The organism is Ruegeria sp. HKCCA4812 (assembly GCF_013034245.1).
Classification (GTDB): domain Bacteria; phylum Pseudomonadota; class Alphaproteobacteria; order Rhodobacterales; family Rhodobacteraceae; genus Ruegeria.
Map to the genome: position 1 here is coordinate 116,288 of NZ_WQFQ01000002.1, position 21,257 is coordinate 137,544.

Sequence of the window (21,257 nt, forward strand, 5' to 3'; positions counted from 1 at the left end):
GGGAAGGCAGAGCGGCAAACCCGCTCTGCCGAAAACGGACTTAGAGGAAGCCCAGCTTTTTCATCAGATCGCCGATCTGCTGTTCCTGCTGCTCCAGGAACGTCTGGAAGTCAGCGCCCGAGTTGTGGATGTTGACCCAACCATTGCGTGCCCGAACCTCTTCCCATTCCGGGGTGTCATACATCTTGGCAATCGCTTCCTGGTAGGCGGCCAGCTTGTCTTCGGGCAGACCGGGAGCCGCGAAAAAGCCGCGCCAGTTCACGAAGGTGGTATCAATACCCTGTTCCTTCATCGTCATCGCGTCAGGAGCCGCGTCAACGCGCTCTTCGGATGTCACGCCGATAATCTTGACTTCACCCGCGTTTGCCAGATCGACCGCTTCCGAGAAACCGGTGGACAGGGCGGCGATCTCACCCGACAGCAGGGCCGCCATGGCTTTGCCGCCCGCATCATAGGGGATGTACTTCACGCCAAGCGCATCCTTGCCCGCTGCTTCCATCACCATCGCGGCGACCAGATGGTCCATGCCGCCGGGAACCGAGCCGCCACCGATCGCAGTACCGCTTGGGTCGGCATCAAAAGCGGCAAGCAGATCCGCCATCGAGTTGATCGGGCTGTCTTTGCCGACAACGATCGCGGCATAGTCGCCGATAGTGCCCGAAACCAGCGTCAGATCGCGGAAGTTGTGAGGGAATACACCGGTCAACGAGCGGATCACGATCGGCGTCGAATTCACCATCAGCGTGCCATGATTGCTGTCGGCATTTTCGATCAGATATCCAATGGCTTTGCCGCCACCGCCGCCGGACATGTTTTCGTATGACGCCGTGCCGACCAGACCAGCTTTTGTCAGCGCTTCGCCCGTGCCACGCGCGGTTCCGTCCCAACCGCCACCGGCACCACCGGGAATCAGAAAGTGAATGCTGTCCACGACCTGATGGCCATCAGCCAAGGCCGGCCCTGTCAGGCCAATTGCGGCCACAACTGCGATCAGGGCGCGACGGCCCAGTGTGAATGTCGTCATGATGTCCTCCCATTTGACAACCAGCCGCATGGCGGCTCAGATTGGGTGGAACAAAAACACATCAACCTGACATCAACCTGTCACGCACGAAGAATCGCAAAAATCCCATGAAATTCCTTCTTGTGGAAGACAATCTTGATCTGGCGAACGCCATCTGCTCGCGCATGAGGTTAGACGGCCATGTTGTTGATCATGCGTTTAAATTGGATGATGCGACGGCCTTTGCCGAAACTCAGGAATACGACCTTATTCTGTTGGATATCATGTTGCCGGATGGGGACGGGCGCGACTTTCTCAAACGGCATCGCGCTGGTCATCTGGACACCCCCGTGATCGTTTTGACGGCACGCAGCCAGGTCTCGGATCGAATCGGCTCGTTGGATCTGGGGGCCGATGATTACGTCACCAAGCCTTTCGATCATGCTGAACTTGAGGCCCGCTGCCGTGCCGTTCTGCGCCGCAAATCCGGGAATGCAAGGACAACGATCGAAGTGGGCGGAATAATCTTTGACCCTTTGGCAGGTCATCTGACCGTTGGGGATGAGACTGTTTCCTTGCGCAACCGTGAACTGCGTCTTCTGGAACTGTTCATCAGTGCGCCGGGACAGGTGTTTTCGAAACAAAAGCTCACGGACCGGCTTTTTTCTTATGATGACGATGTCTCGGACAATGCCATCGAGGTTTACGTTGGTCGCCTTCGCAAACATCTTGAACCTTCGGACCTGAAGATCACCACGCTTCGCGGTCTTGGATACAGGTTGGATCATGCCTCCTGACCCCTATGTTTCAGGGTCTCTTCGGAACAGGCTGGTCCTGACTTTGATCGGTGGTGCCGCGATATTGGCGTTTCTTCTGTTTATCGCGGTTCGCAACTATGCCGCACAGGTCGCGCAACAAGGGCAGGACAACATCCTGGGGGCGGCAGCCACCTCGATTCTGGACGCGGCCGCCTTGCGCGACGGGCAGTTGGAGGTTGATATTCCCTATGCAGCCTTCGCCATGCTCAGCACACCGTCCGACGACCGGGTTTTTTACGCGATTTTTCAGGATGGCGCGTTTCTGTCAGGATATGAAGATCTGCCGCCGGCCAAAGGGCAATTCGACGGCAAGTGGAGCTTTCAAACCCGTCGGATACGGGGTGAAACCATACGTCAGGTCAGTGCGCGGCGAACCCTGGTGGGCCTGAACAAACAAACCGTCATCGAGGTCGCTTTGGGCCAAACGCAGGACGCCCTTGCGGAAACTCTGGACCAGATTTCACGCAACGCGGCGATCTTGGGCATCGGGTTCTTTGCTCTTGCCGCTGCGCTGTCGTTCTGGGCCACCTCGTCGACGATTGGCCAATTGAACAGGCTTACCACCTCTGTCACCCGACGCGGCCCGCAGGACCTGAGCCCGTTCAAAAAGCCCGTTCCCCGCGAAATGGCTCCTTTGGTGGCGTCGTTGAACTCTTTGATGGGGCGGCTGGATCAATCACTGAGCCAATCGGAAGATTTCATCGCCGAGGCGGCCCACCGGGTGCGCACCCCTTTGGCAACCGTTCGATCTTATGCCGATGCCACATTGCAGAGGGTCGAAAAGGAAGAAAACCGCGAAGCGTTACGCTCAATGGTGCGGGCCATTGATGAAAGCTCGCGCGCGGCGGGGCAATTGCTGGATCATGCGATGATCACGTTCCGCGCCGATCATCTGGAGCGCGAAGACATTGATCTCAATGCTTTGGTCCGTGATCTGGTGCAGCGTCTTACGCCAATTGCCGAAATGAAGGACTTGTCGCTTTCCCTGAGCGGCGATCCAAAGGTTTCCTACTCTGGTGACCCCATTCTTATTCAGAACGCTGTGCGCAACATGATCGACAACGCACTGAAATATGCGCCTGCCGACAGTTTCGTACGCATCGAGGTTGTTTCGGAACCACGCATTCAGATAATTGTCAAAGACCGTGGGCCGGGGTTTCCTCCAAACGAGATCGACACTTTGACGCGCCGTTTCGAGCGCGGGAAGAATGCAAGCGGAACCATCGGATCCGGATTGGGCCTTACAATCGTTCAGGACGTTGCTTCTGCGCATGGTGGCACACTGGAATTGACCAACCGGCAGGGGGGCGGCGCGTGCGTTATCTTATCGCTTTGATTTTCTTCAGCCTTCCTGTCGTTGCTGCCACCCAAACCTGGGAGGAAAGGCAGGTTTTCAACGCCTCAGCAAATGAGGCGCATCTACGCGTGATCTCAAGCACGGACACCTTTCTGTTCGAACCCTTGATTGCGGGTTTCATTGAAGAAAACCCCGGTATCTCTGTTGAATACCTGGTGACCGGCACCGCAGATATCGACCGAATAGTCCGCGCCGCGCCGGAAGACTTCGATGTTGTCATATCCAGCGCGATGGATCTGCAACTGAAGCTGGCAAACGACGGTTTCGGGCGAATCATCGACGACATACCGCTGCCATCCTGGGCGCAATGGCATCAAAGCCTTTTCGCGTTCACATCGGAACCGGCGACAATCGTGATTAACCGCGCGGCCTTTGCTGGCGGCCCCATCCCCGAGACCCGGCAACAACTGATCGAAATCCTTCGTTTGCGTCCCGATGATTTCAGGGGCCGTGTGGGCACCTATGACATCCGTCAATCAGGTCTGGGATATTTGTTCGCAACGCAGGATGCCCGCGCGTCCGAGACGTATTGGCGGCTTATGGAGGTGATGGGTGGATTGGACGTACGCCTGTACTGTTGTTCGGCGGATATGATCGATGACCTCGTCAAAGGTAAGATTGCAGTGGCTTACAACGTTCTGGGCAGCTATGCCGAAGCCCGCGCCGGAAGCAAGGACACGGTGGAAATCATTCTGCCGTCGGATTTTCAGACGACCATGATGCGCACGGCCATGGTGCTGAATGGCACCCCGCAACCGGACGCCGCCACGTCTTTTCTCAAACACCTGATTTCCAACCAAACCAAACGGGTAGGCGACCCCGTTACCTTGCCGCCCTTGGCCCCGCACGAAACTGGCACCGATCGCGAAATGATTGGGCTGGACCCGGGGCTCATGACATTTCTGGACAGGCTGAAACGCCGCCGTTTTCTGGCTGAATGGGAAAACGCGGTCATCCAGCGATAACCGCGTCCGCATCATTCGCGAAACGCGCGGTTGAAGTAGTCTGCCATCGGTTTCACAAGATAGGACAACGGCGTGCGTTCGTCGGTCTTGATCAGTGTCTCAACCGGCATACCAGGCAAAAGTTCCTGACCATTGAGCCGGTCGATCTCACCGTCATTCAGCACCACTTCGGCGCGGTAAAAGGTGAAACCGGACTGTTCATCCGTGAACGTGTCCGCAGAGACATTGTTGACCTGTCCTTCGAGTTCGGGCGTTTCGCGCTGATTGAACGCCGGAAAGCGCAGGGCAACGGATTGCCCGACATGCAACTGATCCACATGGATCGCATCCACCCGCGCTGCCACCAACAGCGGCGTGTCCTGCGGAACCACATACATCATGGGTTCGCCCGGCTGGATGACCGATTGCAGGGCAAAAACTTGACTGCCGTAAACCGTACCGCTGACAGGTGCGCGAATTTCAAGCCTGGCCAGACGTTCCGCCAGGGACAAACGTCGTTCCCACAGCTCTGCCACCTGCGCCTGAACGTCCCGCAAAGTAGTGATCGCTTCTTCCCGCCGGGTCGCGGTCAGTTCGACAATCTTGATCTCGGTTGATGCAATCTGTCCCTTGAGGCGCGCAACGGACGCTTCCAGTTTGCCGATTTCGCCTGTCAGACTGGCTTCTTCGCGTTGCAGCGCCAGCACGCGGCTGTTTTGTGTCAGACCCCTACTCAACAGGCTTTGCTGATCCTTCAACTCCGCCTCGATCAACTCTGTCTGGCGGCGCAACGAGACCAACTGAGCCTGCGTGCCTGCGATCTCGCTTTCTATCTGAACCAACTGTTTGCGCAGTTGTTCGTCCTGCTTGGACAGCGTTTCCAGCCGGGCATCGAACAGGTTCTGTTGCCCTGCAATCAGGTCCGGATCGATATCGTATTCTTTTTGAACCTCAGCCAGGCGCGTGGCCAATTCTTCGGATGTCAGGCCATCCCGCTCGGCCTCCAGCCGGGCGCGGCGGGCCAGCAGATCAAAGAGTTGAGATTCTACAATCGTCTGTTCTGAAGACAGAAATGTGTCATCCAACCGCAAAAGCAAATCGCCCGAGGCAACCGTATCACCGTCGCGCACGAAAATCTCGCCGACCACGCCGCCGTCAGGATGTTCAACGACCTGACGGTTGCTTTGAACTTCAATGACGCCCGAAGATACAATCGCCCCGGCCAGCCGCGTTTTCACGGCCCAAAGGCCCAACCCGCCGACCAGAATGCCAAGGGCAAGAAATCCCACTAGCGCAGGTATTTTGATGCCCCAGACGGGGACGGGTGTCTTGGTTGATTTTTTCGCCATTATTCACCTACGGGGCTAAGCTTGCGCTTAATCGCGCCCGCATTCTGGACCATTGCGTTCAGAACCTCGTCGCGGCTGCCAAACCTCACCACCTGGCCTTTTTCCACAACAGCAAGATCGTCACATTCCGAAATGGCCTGCGGGCGGTGCGTCATGATGATGGCGGCCTTTCCCGCTTCCTTGAGGCCGCGCACGGCTGCATTCAAAGCTTCGGTGCCATCTGCGTCGAGGGCCGAGTTCGGTTCGTCCAAAATAAGAAGGACCGGGTCGCCATACAGCGCACGGGCCAGCGCAATGCGCTGTTTCTGACCGCCCGACAACTGACTGTCATTGCCTTCAAGAAAGGTGCCGTAACCCTTTTCCAATGACAGAATCAATTCGTGTGCCTTGGCCTTCTTGGCCGCCGCAACCACCGCTTCTGAATCCGGGTTTTCCGACATCCGTGCAATATTTTCAGCAACGGTTCCGTTGAACAGGGTCACCTGCTGCGGCAAGTATCCGATATGGCTGCCCAGATCGTTGGGATCATATTGGTCCAACGTGGCCCCGCCCAACCGGATCTCGCCAGCCGCCGGTCTCCAAAGCCCAAGCAGAGCCTTGGCCAGGGTCGTCTTGCCCGACCCACTTTTCCCGATCACACCAAGCGCCTTTCCCGGTTCCAGTTTCAGGTTAACGTTCCGCAATGTTGGCGCAGTGGCACCCGGAGGGATTACCGTCAGGGATTTGGCTTCCAATTGGGATTTTGGGATCGGCAAACGAATCCGCTGTTCCTCTGGCGGCGTCTGGTCCAGAAACCGGTTCAACGAACTCCAGGCCGTGCGTGCCCGTTCGACCAAACTCCATTGGCCGACAGCCTGTTCCACCGGGGCCAAGGCCCGTCCCAAGAGAATCGAGCCCGCAATCATCGCCCCGGGCGTCATTTCGTTTTGCAGTACCAACCACGCGCCCAAAGCCAGCATGGCAGATTGCAGGAAAAGCCGAAGCGATTTCGTCAGCGACGTGAAGCTACCAGTCCAATCACTGGCGGAAATGCTTTGACGCAAAGCTTCGGAACGTTGGTTCAACCACCGCCTGGTCACGTCCGCCTGCATTCCCTGAGAGCGCACAACCTCAGCTGCTTGCCTTGCGTGCTCGGAAAAGGCATTCGCCCGAGCCGCCGCGGATTGTGCCTCGGCCACCTTACGGCTGGTCAGGGCCTGGTTGAGCAATGCGATCACCACAAGTAGCACGCCACTTGCAACGGCCAACCAGCCAAGCAGTGGATGAAAAATGAATATTGCCCCCAGGAAGACAGGTGTCCAAGGAATATCCATAACTGCAAGCAACACGGGCGAAGAGCACAAGGTGCGAATGGTCTCGAGGTCCCGCAATGCAGTCGCCGGAGCCGATCGCACCTGAGGCACCAGAGACCGGCGCATTGTGGCTTCGAAAACGCGCTCATCCAGCTGCGACTGGAACCGCGCTCCAAAGCGGGCAACGATGCGACCGCGTGCATAGTCCAGCATGGCCATCAGCGCATAAAGCAACGCAACAAGCAAAAACAGTGCGGTCAGAGTTTCAACTGCCCGTGAACCAAGAACCCGATCATATACTTGCAGCATGAACAGTGGACCTGTCAGCATGAGCAGGTTGACGAAGATGCTGAACAAAAACGCCAAGGCCAGAAAGGCAATGCCCTGATTGCGCACGTTGCGCAATTCATGGCGAGGGGCCGCTGACAGGCGGTGTTGAGGTTTCACAGTTTAAAATCCACATCATTCGGACAGGCATCGCCGCATTTAGAAAGTTAGTTCAGCATTGCCAAGTTTGCACATGTTTTTTTGAGCAAGAAACCGCAGACAGCAGGCTGGAAGAGGCACTTTTTGGCCAACGTCGCAAAGACTGTCTCAACGTTTGAACTCGGTGGTTCCGACGCACAGTAACTATGCGGTCGCGGCCAAAAGCACCTGACCAGTTCCGAGGTCTGGGCCAACTCAAGGTCAGGTTGTCGGCGACGGATACGCCAATGATGGCCCACACGATGCGCATCAGGTGATGACTGATTGCAAAGCCTGGGTCAGCGCCCGAGATCAAAATAAGAGCGCCTACTCAGGCTGCACACAAGATGCGTGTTCGCGCATTTCAGCAGCGCGACCGCACAAACTATCAGGGCCAATAGGACAAACGAATAATACCTCCTTGCAAAGATGTTTGGAGTATCACCGTGATCGATCGCGGTACTTCGCGCGGTACACTATGGGTTTTAGATGTTGCCAGAACTGCCTTGAAACACCGGTGGTGGCTGGCTGGCGGCAGGGTATGTTGCTACGGCTACGCACAAACCTTGGCGATTTGCTTTCACCCTGCTGTTAGGTTTGACAGAGCTGACAAGGCGGGCCTGCAGGGCCGGGACACTGATTGAAATCACAAACGTACTCAGAGAACTACGCCAGAAACGGCACCGTCAGTTTAACCGAACGAGCCGCCTCCAGCGCCAAAGGATCTTTAAATCCAAAAGCTGTCTTCGTCCAAATGGGGTGTAAGTGTCGGACTGGCCTCGTCATCCTCGACCTCTAAGTTCCCACCCAATACGGCGGCCAATGAGTCTTCGGAAACGTTAAGCACCCCGTCCTGAGCCTGATGCAAGTTCACCAGTGTGTAGTCGTCTTCTACGTCTTCGGGAGCCTCAAGTTCAGGGACGAACTTTAGAATATCGACCGTTTCATCCCAATCGGACACACCCAAAACTTCTTCGCCCGTCGGCGTTTTCTGATCGCCTTCAGTAAACCGAGCGAGTTTGGGCAATCCGTATCCCACTGTCCCACTGCCATCGATATCAAAGCCATAGAAAGTTTCGACCGCGACCACGTCAGGGACGGTGTTGGAACTGACATATACACCATTGGAATCCGTGACCCATTCACCGTAAGTTCCGTCCGAATTCTTCCACAATACCCGGTAGCCGCCACCTGAAGCCTCGGCGTGAATGGCCTGCCAGCCCACGAAGCTGTTCGGTCCGACAGTGGCGTTGTTGAATGTCAACTTGGTGGTGCCGCCAATCAGATATTCACCTTGGGTTGTCGCCCCCAGCGTAGTCGCGCCGTTGGATTCAATGCTGATCGTTCCATGACCCGTCAGCCCGTCATTGTTCAGGTCTACACCATAGAAGACCTCTACATCCGCAACATTGGTGATTGTTGTACTGCTTTGGAATTCGCCGGCCGCATTCGTCGTCCATTCACCGTAGGATCCATCCGAGTTCTTCCACAACACCCGGTAGCCGCCACCGGAGGCCTCGGCCTGAATGGCCTGCCAGCCGGAGAAGCTGTTCGGTCCGACAGTGGCGTTGTTGAATGTCAAATTGTTGGTGCCGCCAATCAGATATTCACCTTGGGTTGTCGCCCCCAGCGTAGTCGCGCCGTTGGATTCAACGCTGATCGTTCCATGACCCGTCAGCCCGTCATTGTTAAGGTCAGCGCCATAGAAGGTCTCAACATCAGCCACGTTGCCGATGCTGCTACTGCTGAGGAACTGACCATTGGCATTGACGGTCCATTCCCCGTACGTCCCATCCACGTTTTTCCACAGCACTTTGTAACCGCCACCCGAAGCCTCGGCCTGAATGGCCTGCCAGCCGGCGATCGTGTTTTGACCAACAGCCTGACCATTAAATACCAGCGTCACGTTCGAGCTGCCTGCATCCAGAACGTAAATGCCCTGATTTGCATGTTTCAGTGTGGTGCCGGTCGTCTCGATATCCGAAAGCTGCATGGCAGCTTCGATATTCGAACGAGTATACGCCTGTGATCCATTCAGGAATTGAATGGCTTCGACATCATCTTCCACCGTAAAGGTGATGCGTGAAACGGCATCGATAAATTCGTATTTCGTGCCGTTTTTAATGAACAGATAGCTGCTGATGGCGCTGACAAATCGGACTGTGTCAGCACCGCTTCCTCCGGAAAACGAGCCGGCATTGTTGGTCACAATGGCCCAATCGTCGCCCTGGCCGCCGAATACCTGGTCTGCGCCGGAACCGTTCGCCAGATAAATGGTGTCGTTCCCCAAACCGCCATAAACGGTGTTGTTGTTGGTTCCATCGGACACTGAATAGATTTTGTCGTGACCATGGTTGCCGTTCAGAACATTCTGAGCGGTGTTCCCGACGATCACATCGTCACCCGTCCCGCCGATCGCGTTTTCAATCACAACGCCATGAGCGATTGTAAAGCCGCCCTTTATGCCCTCTGCGTAGGACACTACGCCGCCGCCGGTCTCGGAATAATCCAGTGTTGCGGCCCGCAGGTCGATCCGCGCCTTCGAACTGCCGACATGCTGGATGGTATCGTTTCCACCAGTATCCCAAATAGACTGATAGCCGGTACCCCCAACGTTTGCCCAAGGAAGCGTGTAGGTATTGTTGGCTGAGTTGTGGCTGGTATTGGCGCCATACATCGCCTGCAACGCAGCAATGTCCAAAGCGCCAAGACCCGTTGAACCCCCATAAGTCGCGTTGACAGAGAGAATTCCGTTCTTTTCGGTCCAGCCATCATTATACGACATCACCGTGTAGACACCCTGATTCAGGCTGCCGGTCCCGAAAGAGTCAAATGGCGATGTAACGCCATTCATCACGGTTGTACCCAAACCGGTGTCGTGGGGATGACCCAACCCTAGCGCGTGACCCAGTTCGTGGAGCAACGTAGTAAAGAAAAACCCGCCCGGATCGCCGTTTCCATTTGTTCCGGCAGTCCAGTAAGCGGTGTTGAAGGCGCCTTCGGAGGGGTTGCGCGATGGCGTATAGTGGTAGCCAAGCGTTCTGGGATTTGAAAAAAAGCTTGTGGGCGCAATAACTTCCACCAAGTCGGCAGAAGCGCTGCCGGATTCGACAAAAGTCACATTTGCGACTGCTTCAATTGCAGAGAGAGCCGCTCGGAATTCTGCTTTGTATTCCGCAGTCCACGCTTGTGTACCCGCGTATTGTTCGAAGTGATAAGAAATTACGGTGGTGGTCGCAGGATTGCCGTCACCGTAGGCAACATAACCTTGTATTGGACTGAGCGGAGAAGAAGCGGAAGGTCTTGGTATTATAGTCGTAGTAGCCATTGCTCAGCCCTGTACCTCGGAAGATTTGATTGCACTCGGATGCACGCTTAAATTGTTCTTTTTATGACAAACTACTATGCACCAATCCTTTTGAAACAGCAGGTGACACCATGTTTCAAATGACACTTTCTTTCAACGGCAGAACCGTCGCAAAAGTGCAACAGAAACCCGCGATCCTTGGCTGAACCGGGCATCTGCGGCCGCTTAGGGTTTTGGGCATTCTGCCCAATATTTTTCATTTTTTTGGACCCGTTCTCGGAGCTTTTGATCCGGTGGCAAACTTTCGCTTATTCCATGGACTCTGTAGTGAGGATTTGCCCAAGGTGGTGAACCGGTCAGAACCGCCGAGGGTGACATCCATGCCATTTTCGGCAGATTGCAAGCCCTATTTGCGTCAATGTCAGACAAAGCTCCAAGGGTCAGATACCGCACCGCATAGGCACCGAGCGAACTGAGCCTCGTGAATGATTTGTTACGTTGAACCGCTCGCGACATACTCAGCAATGGCGGCCCGGCTGCCACGCTGCCATATCAGGGTCAGCCAGCGGGCAAAGGCGTTGGAAAACTGTGTGCTGATTCCAAAATCACCGCTGTAGAAACCCTGTTCCAGCCAAAGCTCAGGATCAGCTTTGGACGCTTTTGCAGTGCTGTTCAGGCTTTCCCACTGGGGATCATTGGGGGTGATCTCGGAGCCATCCTCACGAATACCCGCGCACATCCGGCACCAGAACGCCTCGGCGAGAGCGAGCCCGTTTGCGGAAGACCCTGATGCGAGAGCATCACGCAGCGACGGCAGCAAAAATCCGGGATGTCTTGCCGATCCGTCGAATGCAACCCTGCGTGAGGTGTCGTGAATCGCCGTGTTTGCAAATCGGCTTTCGATCAACTCAAGGTACTCACTTGCAGTGGTTTCGGGAACCGCTTCGACATGCGGAAGGATTTCTTCGACCTGCACTTTTCGAAAAAACGCCACGATGTCCGGGTCCTTCATGCAGTCGGCAATCGTCGGAACACTCAGTATTTCTCCGACATTCGCCAACAGTTGATGACCTCCGTTCAAAATGCGCAATTTCATGGTCTCGTAACCATGGACGTTGTTAGTCAGTATTGCGCCGACGTTTTCGAGGGGCGGGCGCCCGGCGCAGAAGGCATCCTCGATGACCCATTGGCGAAAGTTCTCATGCGAGACGGGCGCTCTGTCATCGACGCCAAGGGCGCGGCATTGCGATACCAATTGGTCGGTGGTCGCTGGTACGATGCAATCCACCATCGAGTTCGGAAACGCGCCATGCCTGTCGATCCAGTCGGCCAGTTCCGGGTCGAACATGCGCGCCAATCCCACAACACAGTTTCGCAAAATCGTTCCGTTGCCCTGAAGATTGTCGCAGCTGAGCGCCGTGAACGGGGTCAACCCCTCGGCGCGCCGTCGTCTGAGTGCCGCAACCATTGCGCCAAAGGCCGTACGGGGCTGATTGGGGTTTTCTGCGTCATGACGGATATCTGCGTGATCGGAATCGAATGCGCCGCTGTTGGCCTCCAGAAAATACCCTCCTTCGGTAACAGTCAGCGAAACGATCCGGGTGGCCGGGTCGGCCATCGCGTGGATGAGGGCAGCGTTGTTTTCTTCGATCGGCAGGTAGTCGATCATCGGACCAATCACCTCAGCGGACATTCCGTTTGGCCCCAACTCGATCAGCGTTGTGAGGCAATCCTGCGCCAGCAATCGTTCTCGCATGACGGCGTCAAAGCTTCGCACACCCGCTCCGACGATTGCCCAGTCATAGGCCAACCCCTGCTGCATGAGCTGATGGATATACCAGGCCTGATGCGCACGATGGAAGTTACCCAATCCTATATGAACGATGCCCGGCGTCAGATCCGTACGTTCATACATCGGAGTCTTCACGGTGGTTGGCAGCTTGGAAAGGCTCTCTTGCCGCAGCCGTGCAGGGGTTTTTGCGTTCGCCACAGGGTCCATCAGCTCATCCAATTTCCGCCGTCGACATTGTAAGTCTGCGCGACGATATATTTGGCCTCGTCAGAGGCCAGAAAAACCGCCATGCCCGTCAGGTCTTCCGCGCGCCCCATGCGGCCATATGGAACAGCTGCCGCCACTTCGCGCTTCTTCTGGCCAAGGGGCTTGCCTTCGTGTTTTGCAAAAAAGGCGTCCACGCCATCCCAGTGTTCGCCATCGACGACACCGGGGGCAATCGCGTTTACATTGATCCCATGAGAAATCAGGTTCAGCCCCGCTGATTGGGTCAGGGATATGATCGCCGCCTTGCTGGCGCAGTAGACAGCGACCAAAGGTTCACCCCTTCGCCCGGCCTGCGAGGCCATATTGATAATTCGGCCTTTGGTTCCGTGCTCGATCATATGTTTGGCGACGGCCTGCATCGTAAACAGCGCGCCCGCGACGTTGATGTCAAACACCCGATTGTAGTCGGCGCGCTCGATCTCGACGAATGGTGCGGCGCTGAAGATGGCCGCGTTGTTGATCAGAATGTCGATTGGGCCGAATTGCGCCGCGGTTTTGGCTATGGCCTGATCGATGCTCTGCTGGTCGGTCACGTCCATTTCGACAGCGAAAGCCACCGCGCCAATTTCAGCGACCGCGTCCTGCGCGCGCTGGATGTCGATGTCGGCGACTGCGACCCGCGCGCCCTCTGCCACATAGGCCTTGGCAAATGCCAATCCAATGCCCCGCGCAGCCCCTGTAATCAGGGCGGTTTTGCCCGTCAGACGTTTCATTCGATCCGCAGACCGTCTGCGTCAAATCTGTGGATCACATCGGCGCGTGGGGTCAGATGAATGCGATCCCCATGGCGGAAACCAACCTCGCCATCGGCACGAACAGTGATTGTCTCGGCCAGTCCGGTGTCGTGGACGTGGAAAAACGTGTCCGAACCAAGATGTTCAGAGACGCTGACGCGCCCGGACCATTCTCCTTCGGAGTCCGACACCGCGATGTGTTCCGGTCGAATGCCGATCGTTTGCGCGCCGTGCTTTGCCGCTTCGGGCCCTTCGATGAAGTTCATCTTGGGCGAGCCAATAAACCCCGCAACAAACAGGTTGCGTGGCGTTCGGTACAGTTCCAGCGGGCTGCCAACCTGTTCGATCACGCCAGCTTGGAGCACAACGATCTTGTCCGCCATTGTCATGGCTTCGACCTGATCGTGGGTGACGTAGATCATCGTTGTCGCGAGGCGTTCATGTAGCTCGCTGATCTCCAACCGCATGCCCACCCGCAAAGCTGCGTCGAGGTTTGAAAGCGGTTCATCGAACAGGAACGCGGCCGGTTCACGAACGATAGCCCGACCAATGGCGACGCGCTGGCGTTGACCACCGGACAACTGGCCCGGGCGGCGATCCAGGTAATCGGTGAGGTTCAGGACACTGGCCGCGCCCTCAACCCGCTTGTCGATTTCAGCCTGATCCAGTTTCGCCATGCGCAGCGGAAATGCGATGTTCTTGCGCACGGTCATATGCGGGTAAAGCGCATAAGACTGGAAGACCATTGCCAGCCCCCGTTTGGCGGGCGGCACGTCTGTTGCGTCTGCTCCATCGATTTCTATGTGGCCACTGGTGATGTCTTCCAGCCCTGCGATCAGGCGCAGCAGCGTGGATTTTCCGCAGCCCGAAGGGCCGACGAAAACGGTGAACTCGCCATCTTCAATGGTCAGGTCCAGCGGAGGGATGACCTGAACGTCGCCGAAGCTTTTGGTCACGGACTTGAGTTGTATGCGTCCCATGAGGAATGCTCCTTATTTCACAGCGCCGAAGGTCAGGCCGCGGACAAGTTGTTTCTGGCTGAACCAGCCAAGGATCAGGATCGGTGCAATTGCCATGGTCGAGGCCGCGCTGAGCTTGGCAAAGAACAGGCCCTCGGGGCTGGAATAGCTGGCGATGAAGGCCGTGAGCGGTGCCGCGTCAACAGCGGTCAGATTGAGGGTCCAGAACGCCTCGTTCCACGCAAGGATAAAGTTCAGCAGGACGGTCGAAGCGATGCCGGGAATGGCCATGGGGGTTAGAACATAGAGGATTTCCTCTTTCAGCGTCGCCCCATCCATCCGCGCGGCTTCCAGAATTTCACCCGGAATTTCGCGGAAATAAGTGTAAAGCATCCAGACGATGATCGGCAGGTTGATCAGCATCAGCACCACGACCAACCCTCCGCGCGTATCCAGAAGGCCCAGTTGGATGAACAGCAAGTAGATCGGGTACAACACACCTACGGCTGGCAACATCTTGGTGGACAGCATCCACAGCAGGATGTCCTTGGTTCGTTTGGACGGAACAAACGCCATTGCCCAAGCGGCGGGCACGGCGATGATCACGCCCAGCATGGTTGATCCACCGGCGATGATCACCGAATTCCACAGGAAACGCATATAGTCCGAGCGTTCCTGCACGATGGCGTAGTTTTCCAGCGTCCAGTCAAAGTTCAGGAACAACGGAGGGCTGGCAATGGCCTGCGCTTCGGTTTTGAAGCTGGTCAGGATCGTCCAGAGGATCGGGAAGAAAATCAGCAGTCCCACGGCCCAAGCAAGGGCGGTGTTCAGCGATTTGCGTCGGGATGTGACAGCGCGGGCCATGGGTTTTCCTCCTCACGCGTCCAGGTTCTTGCCGACGATGCGCATCAGGAAGATCGCAACTATATTGGCAAGGATGATTGCGTAGACACCTCCGGCTGATCCAAGGCCGACATTCTGGCTTTCCAACACGCGCTGGAAGATCAGGTAGGTGAGTGTACGGGTGCCGAAAGCGCCGCCGGTGGTCACGAAGATCTCGGCGAAAATCGACAAAAGAAAGATTGTTTGGATCAGGATCACAATGGTGATCGCACGGCCCAGATGCGGCAGAATGATGTGATAAAAGCGCTTCAACGGCGGTGCACCATCCATCTCGGCTGCTTCCAGTTGCTCGCTGTCCAGCGACTGAATGGCGGTTAGCAGGATCAGCGTTGCAAAGGGCAGCCATTGCCACGAAACGATCATGATGATCGAGGTCATCGACGCCTCGGACAACCACGAGATCGGCTCGGCCCCGAAAAAACGCCACAGATGGGCCAGCAAACCATTGACCGGGTCCATAAACATGTTCTTCCACACCAGCGCAGACACGGTGGGCATGACGAAGAACGGCGCGATGACAAGGATTCGGACAATGCCTTGCCCCCACATCGGCTGATCCAGCAGCATGGCAAGCAGAATTCCGAGAATGACGGTTATGATCAGAACACCGCCAACAATGACCAATGTTGCCTGCACCGCGGGCCAGAATGTACTGGACGAGACAAAGCGGACATAGTTGTCGAACCCGACCCAGCCCAGATCACCCCCGCGCAGAGGAAGGTATTTTTTGAAGGAAAAGTACAGCGTCATCGTCAATGGCACGAGCATCCAGCCAAGCAGCAGGACCACTGCGGGTGCCATCATCAGGCGAGCAACGGATCGGGAGTGTTGAGTAGCCATTACGCAAACCCTCTCTGTTCAGGCGTAACTCAGCCTGCGAGAAAAACGCGAGTTGTGGAAGTGGAAGAGAGCAGGGGACAGATCACCTGTCCCCTACTGGGAGGAATGCCTCAGTACCCTGCGGCTTCCATTTCTTCAGCCGTAAAGGCCTGCGCCTTTTCAAGCGCTTCATCTACAGTCTGCTGTCCGGCATAAACCGCCGAGAATTCCTGACTGACCTGTGTGGCAATGCCCGCGAATTCCGGGATCGCAACGAACTGGATACCAGTATAGGGTGTTGGCTTGGCACAGCAGTTCTGCGGGTCGGCCAACAGGATCGACTCGAGCGTCATCTTGGCGAACGGAATGTCCTTGTAGTTCGCGTTCTCATAAAGCGAGGTACGCGCGCCCGGAGGGACATTGGCCCAACCTTCGTTTTCCGCCACCAGTTCGATGTAGTCCTTCGAGGTCGCCCATTCGATGAACTGCTTGGCTGCATCCTCTTTCTGGGTTCCCGCCGGAATGGCCAGTGCCCAGGCCCACAGCCAGTTGGCGCGCTTGTCGACGCCTTCCGAATTTGGTGCCAGTGCAAACCCGACCTTGTCCGCGACAGTTGAATCATCCGGATTTGTCACGAAGGACGCCGCAACAGTGGCGTCGATCCACATCCCGCACTTGCCCTGCTGGAACAGCGACAGGTTTTCATTGAAGCCGTTGGTCGCGTAACCGGCAGGGCCGGATTCATCCATCATGTCGACAAAAAAGGTCAGCGCCTCTTTCCATTCGGGCTGATCAAACTGAGGTTTCCAGTCTTCATCAAACCATCGCGCACCAAAGGAATTCGCGGTCACAGTGATAAAGGCACCGCCCTCACCCCAACCGGCCTTGCCGCGCAGGCAGATGCCGTTGATGTCGTTGTCGCGGTCCGTCATCGCAGCCGCCGCCTCGCGGATAAACTGCCATGTCGGCGCCTCAGGCATCTCCATCCCGGCCTTTTCCATCAGGTCGGTGCGGTACATGATCATCGAGCTTTCGCCATAGAACGGTGCCGCATACAGCGTGCCCTCATGGCTCAGGCCACCCGCCATCGCAGGAAGCAGATCGCCGACATCATATTCCTCTGACAGTCCATCCAAAGGAACCAACCAGCCATTCGCGCCCCAGATCGGCGTTTCGTACATGCCGATGGTCATGATATCGAACTGACCGCCCTTGGTGGTGATGTCGGTGGTAACACGCTGACGCAAGACGTTCTCCTCCAGCGTCACCCATTCCACGTCGATACCAGTCGCCTCGGTAAAGTTGTCGGTATAGCCCTGCATCCGAATCATGTCGCCATTATTGACGGTTGCGATCGTGATCGTTTCTGCATGGGCCGCGGCCGTTGCGACAAAGGTTAATGCCGTCGCCGCACGAAGTGCGTTCTTCAAATACATCCTTGTCCTCCCTGAGCTTGGATGCCGTACACAGAAAGTAGTGTGTAAATTGTCGCGGCGTCAATAAAAACTTTACGCGCGTTAAAAGTTGTGGGTTACGCAGAATCCCTCAAAACCAGTCTTGCGGGAAACAACGTCTCAGATCGCGTCTGGAATTTCCCCCCACTTTCAATGAGTTGAAACAGGGTTTCGACGCTGCGACCGGCAACATTGTCATAGTCATGAGCCGCCGTTGTAAGGGATGGGCAAGTGAACTGCGCGAAGGGATGGTCATCATTTGAGGCCACGCGCAGCGCGCAACTGTCATCACGACCGACGCGAATCCCATGTTTGTAGCAAGCTGCAAGAAAGCCAATGGCCAGTCGATCATTGCTGCACAGAACCGAGTCGGTTCGCAAACCGCGTTCTTCCAGAACTTTCAGCGCCCCTCTTTGGCCGATTTCTTCAAACGCCCAGCCTTTGCCTTCAACTTTGATTATATGCGGCTCGAGTCCGAGACGCTCCATCACTTTGATATAGGCTTTCCTTCGCTTGTTGGCGTTTGGGTTCGCAGGTGTGCGCATTTCAAAAAACGAAGGCGGTTCACCAGTGCGGGTCATGTATTCGACGGTTTGCGAAACAAAACTGAAGTTATCAGAACCGACGAATGCAGCCCCCAAACCATCGAGATTACTGTCAAACAAGATCGTTGGAACATTGGCGCAGAATTTCTCTATTGCTGATCTGTCCGAAACGCGTCCGAGAGGCGCCAATAGTACCCCTGCCGGCTTCATGGATTGCAGACCGTCCAGAATTTCGTTTTCCAGCTTTTGTTCACCATGAGAGCTGAACAGGAACGGACGGTATCCGGCCGCGATACAGCTTTGTTCCAGATAGCGTGCGATTTCAGCAAAGAACGGATCGGCCAGATACGGTACGACGATACCGATATTCTTGGTAAGCTTCCGGTTCTGGTTCACCGCGTAAATGTTGGGGCGATAGTCGAACCGTTCCAACGCCTCTTCGATTCGGGCCCGCGTCGTGGGGCGAACGCTGTCGGGATCGTGAAAGTATTTGGATACCGTGGGGCGCGAGATGCCGCTGAGCGCTGCAAACTCTTCCATATTCTTTATCTTGGTCATGCCAGTCTGCCTGCTGGTTTTGTTCGTCGTGAACTTATCATAGATTTACATATTCTTTGCGCGCGCTAATAAATCAATAGCCAGAGCGGCCTCGTGCAACCAGCGCGCGACAAGGCGTTCAAAAGGATTTCGAGAGTGACGCCGGCCTTTTTGCAAGATTCATTCAAATTGATGACAAGGCTCGCAAAACGTATCCAGGAAGGTCCGCGTGTGGCTTGGCCGGCGCTTACGGCCGATAACTGTGGACCGAACAGCAGGCTTGGACGGGGTAAGAAAAAGGCTAGACTAATATGATCGAACACTCCGCCTGGGGTCTTGAAGATCTTGTCCAAGCGATTGGTTTTAAACAATGGATGCTATTGCGGAACTGACCAATTGGATGATTGCCGAGGGGCGTCGTTCGAATGACCCGGAAAAAGTGGTGTCATATTTCTGTTCGTCTCTGATCGAGGCGGGTGTGCCGCTCTGGCGGGTCAATATCGGTCAGCGTTTCGCCAATCCGCTGCTCATCGCATGGGGGATCGTCTGGACACCGGATGGCACCGAAAGCTATGACGTAACACATGAGACCATGCTGACGGATGGGTATGTCGGCAGTTCATTCGAATACATTCTTGAACACCGGAAGCCACTTCACAAAAGTCTGCGGCAATTGGACCCCAAGACCGAGCACTCATCATATCTTGATTTCGCTGAGCTGGGTGGCACCGATTACTATGCCACGCTGCTATATTACGGAGACGGATCGCTGCACGGCTGCACTTTTGTCACCCGGTCGCCAGAAGGCTTCTCGCCCCGGCATCTGAAAATGATTGAGGATGCATTGCCCGCTTTGTCCTCAGCTCTGGAACCGGTCACGATGCGCAAGTCGTCCAAAGGTCTTCTGAGAACCTATCTTGGCGATGGGCCCTCTGATGCTGTGTGGAACGGGAGGATCAAGCGAGGGGAACGCACGACCCTTGACGCAGTTGTCATGTTCTCTGACCTGCGCGGTTTCACCGCTCTTTCGGACAGGGCATCCGAAGAGGACGTTTTCGACATGCTGAGTGGATATTTTGATCTGGTCGTGCAGTCTGTCGAAGAGAATGGCGGCGACATTCTCAAGTTTATGGGAGACGGCATTCTGTCGATATTCACCGTCGCGAGACAGCAAGATTTGAACGACCAATGCAAAAGGGCAGCACGGGCCGCTCAAAGCGTATTGACCGGTTTGGCCGCACTCAACCATCGCCGCGAAGAGGCTCGGAAGCCGCCGTTGGATATAGGCATCGGGATCAATGTCGGACAGGTCAGCTATGGCAATATCGGCAGCCCTGGCAGGCTGGATTTCACTGTTCTGGGTAGGGCAGTCAACCTCGCAAGCCGTATCGAGGGGTTGACGAAATCCCTGGGCCACAGAGTTCTGGTGACGCCAGCCGTTGCCGCTGCGTCGCCTGACCTGTTCTCTGCTTGCGGGTTTCACGAAGTTCGAGGGCTTGCCGGATCCATCGAGTTGTACTCTCTCGTCGAAAAGGAGCATCAAGCCATCCCCATGCCGGATCGCCACATTGATCCGGACAACATGGATTAAGAACCGCAAGCTTCTACGTTGCCCGCAATGCCGAATTCGATTTGGGCTACGGGCGACGAGGCGGCGCACTGCGCTGATTAAGGTGCCGTCGCAGGACCCTTGGACGAAACGTATTCGAGTTCAAGGACCTGGGCGCATCCGAAGCTGATGCTGCGGACACACCTGGCCTTTTCGCGTCACAAAGCAATCCGGGCCGAGGTCATGGCTTTTCCGTAACCACCCGCCATGAGGCCCGTGATCGCACCATTCTCGATGTCAAGTTCGACCTTTATCAGGCTAGGGCTTGCCGGGTTCATAAACACCCCTTGTTCGATTTCAAATGATCGCTGAGACGTGCCGCCGAAATCATGCAACATGCATGCAAGTGGCCCGGCTGCCATCCCCGTGGCGGCTTCTTCATCTATCGCGTATCTGGGTGCGAACATACGGGTTGTGGCGTCCCGGCTGGTGATTGAAGGGTCTTTCGTTAATACATAATAGCCAATCAGATCCAGTTGCTCGCTGATTTGCTTGATTTTGGCCAAATCTGGTCTGATTTTGGCAAGGCCCGCCGCATCCGAAAGACCAACGACGATGAAGCTGTTGCCGGTATTGACCAAAACCGGAGCAAACCTCTGATCCAGGTCAGTTTTGTCGACCTCGAGAGAGCTCAGCACATCGTCGAGTTTCACGCCCTTTTCGATCCATTCCTGAGCACCTGAATAGCGTGGGGCCAATTGTTCCATATAGGCGGCGCCGTCTTTCGTGAGTATGCGCCTGGGGCCATCAATAGTTTCCTTTGACGTATCGGCTTGGGGATCCGGCCAAGCGCATCAAGGTGAGAGAAGGCGGCGATTGTGCATGACCGCAATGAGCGATGCGCCGGTTCGGTGTGAAGAAATCCAGCTTGAAGCCTTCCGTCTCGGATCGCGAGACAAACGCCGTCTCGGACAATCCAACTCTTGCCGCCACGGTTTGCATATCTTGCGCGCTCAGATCATCAGCGTCCAGAACGACGCCTGCGGGATTTCCTCCGGTGCCACCGTCGACAAACCTGTGCACGATTTCAACCGTGACTTCCTTGGCAGTGTTTGCTTGCGTGTTCATTGATCGTCTCCAAACATGAGGCCGCGCCCTTGATC

Annotated in this window: 17 protein-coding genes; 4 read left to right on the plus strand and 13 right to left on the minus strand. The window is 55.9% G+C overall.

From position 1 onward, the window contains the following. Positions 1-40: 40 nt before the first annotated feature. On the minus strand, positions 41-1,024 hold the full coding sequence (locus GOW04_RS07900) for a tripartite tricarboxylate transporter substrate binding protein (protein WP_171232123.1): 984 nt from the start codon (positions 1,022-1,024) through the stop codon (positions 41-43). Between the two features lie 107 nt (positions 1,025-1,131). Here GOW04_RS07900 and GOW04_RS07905 point away from each other — a divergent pair, with 107 nt between their 5' ends. The 3 genes from GOW04_RS07905 to GOW04_RS07915 are packed head-to-tail and all read left to right on the plus strand — an operon-like array spanning position 1,132 to position 4,143. Continuing rightward, the gene (locus GOW04_RS07905; RefSeq protein ID WP_171232124.1) at positions 1,132-1,800 is read left to right on the plus strand and encodes a response regulator transcription factor; all 669 of its coding nucleotides are present in this window, start codon (positions 1,132-1,134) and stop codon (positions 1,798-1,800) included. Next, complete coding sequence (locus GOW04_RS07910) at positions 1,790-3,157, plus strand: sensor histidine kinase (RefSeq protein ID WP_170345421.1); 1,368 nt, start codon at positions 1,790-1,792, stop codon at positions 3,155-3,157. Before GOW04_RS07905 ends, GOW04_RS07910 begins: the two co-directional genes overlap by 11 nt. After that, a complete protein-coding gene (locus GOW04_RS07915) occupies positions 3,136-4,143 on the plus strand; it encodes an ABC transporter substrate-binding protein (protein WP_171232125.1) in 1,008 nt (335 codons plus the stop codon). Before GOW04_RS07910 ends, GOW04_RS07915 begins: the two co-directional genes overlap by 22 nt. A gap of 11 nt (positions 4,144-4,154) precedes the next feature. On the opposite strand, the gene GOW04_RS07920 is transcribed toward GOW04_RS07915, so the two are convergent. The 10 genes from GOW04_RS07920 to GOW04_RS07965 form a co-directional block, all read right to left on the minus strand. After that, positions 4,155-5,471: an HlyD family type I secretion periplasmic adaptor subunit gene (locus GOW04_RS07920; RefSeq protein WP_152460306.1), complete on the minus strand. Its 1,317-nt coding sequence runs from the start codon at positions 5,469-5,471 to the stop codon at positions 4,155-4,157. Continuing rightward, a complete protein-coding gene (locus GOW04_RS07925) occupies positions 5,471-7,210 on the minus strand; it encodes a type I secretion system permease/ATPase (RefSeq protein WP_371809250.1) in 1,740 nt (579 codons plus the stop codon). Before GOW04_RS07925 ends, GOW04_RS07920 begins: the two co-directional genes overlap by 1 nt. Before the next feature lie 745 nt (positions 7,211-7,955). Beyond that, positions 7,956-10,556: a M10 family metallopeptidase C-terminal domain-containing protein gene (locus tag GOW04_RS07930; protein WP_171232126.1), complete on the minus strand. Its 2,601-nt coding sequence runs from the start codon at positions 10,554-10,556 to the stop codon at positions 7,956-7,958. 472 nt (positions 10,557-11,028) lie between these two features. Continuing rightward, a complete protein-coding gene (locus GOW04_RS07935; protein ID WP_171232127.1) occupies positions 11,029-12,534 on the minus strand; it encodes a mannitol dehydrogenase family protein in 1,506 nt (501 codons plus the stop codon). Continuing rightward, entirely contained in the window at positions 12,534-13,307 is a 774-nt protein-coding gene (locus tag GOW04_RS07940; protein ID WP_171232128.1) for an L-iditol 2-dehydrogenase, read from the minus strand. Before GOW04_RS07940 ends, GOW04_RS07935 begins: the two co-directional genes overlap by 1 nt. Further along, complete coding sequence (locus GOW04_RS07945) at positions 13,304-14,308, minus strand: ABC transporter ATP-binding protein (RefSeq protein ID WP_152460302.1); 1,005 nt, start codon at positions 14,306-14,308, stop codon at positions 13,304-13,306. Before GOW04_RS07945 ends, GOW04_RS07940 begins: the two co-directional genes overlap by 4 nt. Positions 14,309-14,320: 12 nt before the next feature. After that, positions 14,321-15,151 carry a carbohydrate ABC transporter permease gene (locus GOW04_RS07950; RefSeq protein WP_152460301.1) on the minus strand — a complete coding sequence of 277 codons (831 nt, stop codon included), beginning with the start codon at positions 15,149-15,151 and terminating at the stop codon, positions 14,321-14,323. A 12-nt stretch (positions 15,152-15,163) separates the two neighbouring features. Further along, positions 15,164-16,030, minus strand: coding sequence for a carbohydrate ABC transporter permease (locus tag GOW04_RS07955; RefSeq protein ID WP_152460300.1), 867 nt, complete (start codon positions 16,028-16,030; stop codon positions 15,164-15,166). A 110-nt stretch (positions 16,031-16,140) separates the two neighbouring features. Further along, on the minus strand, positions 16,141-17,445 hold the full coding sequence (locus tag GOW04_RS07960) for a sugar ABC transporter substrate-binding protein (RefSeq protein WP_171232129.1): 1,305 nt from the start codon (positions 17,443-17,445) through the stop codon (positions 16,141-16,143). Between the two features lie 95 nt (positions 17,446-17,540). Beyond that, the gene (locus tag GOW04_RS07965; protein ID WP_171232130.1) at positions 17,541-18,566 is read right to left on the minus strand and encodes a LacI family DNA-binding transcriptional regulator; all 1,026 of its coding nucleotides are present in this window, start codon (positions 18,564-18,566) and stop codon (positions 17,541-17,543) included. Between the two features lie 349 nt (positions 18,567-18,915). Between GOW04_RS07965 and GOW04_RS07970 the strand changes: the two genes are divergently transcribed. Then, positions 18,916-20,136 carry an adenylate/guanylate cyclase domain-containing protein gene (locus GOW04_RS07970; RefSeq protein ID WP_171232131.1) on the plus strand — a complete coding sequence of 407 codons (1,221 nt, stop codon included), beginning with the start codon at positions 18,916-18,918 and terminating at the stop codon, positions 20,134-20,136. A gap of 176 nt (positions 20,137-20,312) precedes the next feature. Here the strand turns inward: GOW04_RS07970 and GOW04_RS21780 are convergent, their stop codons facing one another. Both GOW04_RS21780 and GOW04_RS21785 read right to left on the minus strand, forming a co-directional pair. Next, entirely contained in the window at positions 20,313-20,861 is a 549-nt protein-coding gene (locus GOW04_RS21780) for a PhzF family phenazine biosynthesis protein (RefSeq protein WP_217356898.1), read from the minus strand. A 40-nt stretch (positions 20,862-20,901) separates the two neighbouring features. Next, the gene (locus GOW04_RS21785; RefSeq protein WP_217356900.1) at positions 20,902-21,222 is read right to left on the minus strand and encodes a PhzF family phenazine biosynthesis protein; all 321 of its coding nucleotides are present in this window, start codon (positions 21,220-21,222) and stop codon (positions 20,902-20,904) included. Positions 21,223-21,257 lie beyond the last annotated feature (35 nt).

Excerpts from the sequence above, each read along its gene's own strand:
- GOW04_RS07900 (WP_171232123.1), bottom strand. The coding sequence starts at position 1,024 with ATGACGACATTCACACTGGGCCGTCGCGCCCTGATCGCAGTTGTGGCC.
- GOW04_RS07905 (WP_171232124.1), top strand. The coding sequence starts at position 1,132 with ATGAAATTCCTTCTTGTGGAAGACAATCTTGATCTGGCGAACGCCATC.
- GOW04_RS07910 (WP_170345421.1), top strand. The coding sequence starts at position 1,790 with ATGCCTCCTGACCCCTATGTTTCAGGGTCTCTTCGGAACAGGCTGGTC.
- GOW04_RS07920 (WP_152460306.1), bottom strand. The coding sequence starts at position 5,471 with ATGGCGAAAAAATCAACCAAGACACCCGTCCCCGTCTGGGGCATCAAA.
- GOW04_RS07930 (WP_171232126.1), bottom strand. The coding sequence starts at position 10,556 with ATGGCTACTACGACTATAATACCAAGACCTTCCGCTTCTTCTCCGCTC.
- GOW04_RS07935 (WP_171232127.1), bottom strand. The coding sequence starts at position 12,534 with ATGGACCCTGTGGCGAACGCAAAAACCCCTGCACGGCTGCGGCAAGAG.
- GOW04_RS07940 (WP_171232128.1), bottom strand. The coding sequence starts at position 13,307 with ATGAAACGTCTGACGGGCAAAACCGCCCTGATTACAGGGGCTGCGCGG.
- GOW04_RS07945 (WP_152460302.1), bottom strand. The coding sequence starts at position 14,308 with ATGGGACGCATACAACTCAAGTCCGTGACCAAAAGCTTCGGCGACGTT.
- GOW04_RS07950 (WP_152460301.1), bottom strand. The coding sequence starts at position 15,151 with ATGGCCCGCGCTGTCACATCCCGACGCAAATCGCTGAACACCGCCCTT.
- GOW04_RS07955 (WP_152460300.1), bottom strand. The coding sequence starts at position 16,030 with ATGGCTACTCAACACTCCCGATCCGTTGCTCGCCTGATGATGGCACCC.
- GOW04_RS07960 (WP_171232129.1), bottom strand. The coding sequence starts at position 17,445 with ATGTATTTGAAGAACGCACTTCGTGCGGCGACGGCATTAACCTTTGTC.
- GOW04_RS07965 (WP_171232130.1), bottom strand. The coding sequence starts at position 18,566 with ATGACCAAGATAAAGAATATGGAAGAGTTTGCAGCGCTCAGCGGCATC.
- GOW04_RS07970 (WP_171232131.1), top strand. The coding sequence starts at position 18,916 with ATGGATGCTATTGCGGAACTGACCAATTGGATGATTGCCGAGGGGCGT.
- GOW04_RS21780 (WP_217356898.1), bottom strand. The coding sequence starts at position 20,861 with ATGGAACAATTGGCCCCACGCTATTCAGGTGCTCAGGAATGGATCGAA.
- GOW04_RS21785 (WP_217356900.1), bottom strand. The coding sequence starts at position 21,222 with ATGAACACGCAAGCAAACACTGCCAAGGAAGTCACGGTTGAAATCGTG.